Source organism: Bradyrhizobium sp. P2_E8 (genome assembly GCF_056403875.1).
This window is the reverse complement of sequence record NZ_JBFUES010001263.1, coordinates 1-1,845: the sequence shown is the minus strand read 5'-3', so window position 1 is coordinate 1,845 and position 1,845 is coordinate 1. Positions and strand designations below refer to the sequence as shown.

Genomic DNA, 1,845 nt, shown 5'->3' with positions numbered 1-1,845 from the left:
GCCCTGCACCTTGACCGGCCACACCAGCACATGGCGGGGGAAGCGGTCCTCCAGCCGGTGCAGGATGTCGCGGATGACAGCTCCGGTCGGCGAGGTCACGACACCGATCACCTCCGGCAGCCAGGGCAGCAGCTGCTTGCGCGCTTCGTCGAACAGGCCCTCGGCGGCAAGCTTCTTCTTGCGCTCCTCCATCAGCGCCATCAGCGCGCCGATGCCGGCCGGCTCCAGCGCCTCGATCACGATCTGGTATTTCGAGGAGCCCGGATAGGTCGTCAGCTTGCCGGTGGCGATGACCTCGAGCCCCTCCTGGGGCTTGAAGCGCATGCGGCCGTGCACGCCCTTCCAGATCACCGCCTCGATCTTGGCGCTCTCGTCCTTGAGCGCGAAATAGCAGTGGCCGGAGGAGTGGGCGCCGCGAAAGCCCGAGATCTCGCCACGGACCCGGACATGGCCAAAGGCATCCTCCACCGTCCGCTTCAGGGACTGCGAGAGCTCGGAGACGGTGAATTCTGGGGCGTTGAGCAGGGGTTCCGCGGGCGGCATCGGCAAACGATTCGGCATTTTGGGGTCAGGCCCGACGTTAAGGATTTTCGCCGCGCGGCGCCAATCCGGGGATTGACCGGGAGAGTACTCTGTAATATAGAGTTCTCTATTAATTGATGTGTTCCAGGGAGTTTAGCGATGGCGATCCGGCTGCTGCGCGGCGTTTTGCACGGACTGAAATGGGCCCTGTGTGTGGTCGGCGCTGTGGCGCTGATCGTGGCCGCAATGATCGCAACGCCGCTGGAGCGGCCGCCCGAGATGAAATCGGTCTCGGAGTCCGTGAAGCTCGTCGACTTCTCGACCCTGCCGCCGCTCGAGCGCTTCCAGGCCCGCGACGGCACCTGGATCGGCTATCGCCACTACACGCCGAATGGCCCCGCGACGGGCCACGGTGCGATCTTCATCCATGGCTCGTCCGGCTCCAGCGGCACCGTCAATCATGCGTTGACCCATGCGATCGCCTCGCGCGGGGTAGAGACCTGGGCGCTCGACATCCGCGGCCACGGCGGCTCCGGCACGCGCGGCGACATCGGCTATGTCGGCCAGCTCGAGGACGACCTCGTCGATTTCGTCGCCCATTTGCGCAAGACGGCGCCCGACCTGCCGCTCACCCTGATCGGCCATTCCGCTGGCGCCGGTTTCTCGCTGCGCGTCGCCGCGACACCGATCATGCAGGACATGTTCGTGCGAACCGTGCTGCTCGCGCCCTATCTCGGCCATGACGCACCGACCAACAGGCCGCACGCCGGCGGCTGGGCCATCGTCGATGTCCCGCGCTTGCTGGGCCTGACTGCGCTGCGCAAGCTCGGCATCGACTGCTGTTCGCAGCTTCCGGTGCTCGCCCTGGCCGTGCCGGCGACTTCGGCGAAGTACCTCGTCTCCACCTATTCCGATCGCCTGATGCGCAATTTCGCGACGCGCGGCTATCGCGTCGACCTTCCGGCGACGACGCGTCCGATCACGATCTTCGGCGGCGCCGACGACGAGATGATGATCTCGGACAAATATGTGGAGACGGTGCAGGCGATCAAACCGTCGGTCGACGTCAAACTGATTGACGGCATCAACCACATGGGCATCGTCACCCACCCGAAGGCGATCTCGGTGATCGCCGAGGACGTGGCAACGCGCGGGGCAGGGCAGTCATGATGCGCCCCGTTGACGGCAAGGCAATCGCAGAGGGGAGCGGTTTCCCCGTGGCCATCCTTCGAGACGCCCGCCAGCGGCGGGCCCTCAGGATGAGGGCGGAGTTTGCGGCAGCCGCTTCAACGGGTCCTGGTGCAGCTGAGCCTCATCCTGAGG

Annotated in this window: 2 protein-coding genes; one reads left to right on the top strand and one right to left on the bottom strand. The window is 65.7% G+C overall.

Features of this window, described 5'->3' with window-relative positions; translation table 11 throughout:
* On the bottom strand, positions 1–543 hold a 543-nt coding region (gene xseA / locus AC1D00_RS39340; protein WP_477014388.1), incomplete at its 3' end, for an exodeoxyribonuclease VII large subunit.
* Between the two features lie 138 nt (positions 544–681).
* Here xseA and AC1D00_RS39335 point away from each other — a divergent pair.
* Positions 682–1,692: an alpha/beta hydrolase gene (locus tag AC1D00_RS39335; protein WP_477014387.1), complete on the top strand. Its 1,011-nt coding sequence runs from the start codon at positions 682–684 to the stop codon at positions 1,690–1,692.
* Positions 1,693–1,845 lie beyond the last annotated feature (153 nt).

What these genes read in the sequence shown, in the direction of transcription:
- AC1D00_RS39335 (WP_477014387.1), top strand. Translation starts at nt 682, where the DNA reads ATGGCGATCCGGCTGCTGCGCGGCGTTTTGCACGGACTGAAATGGGCC.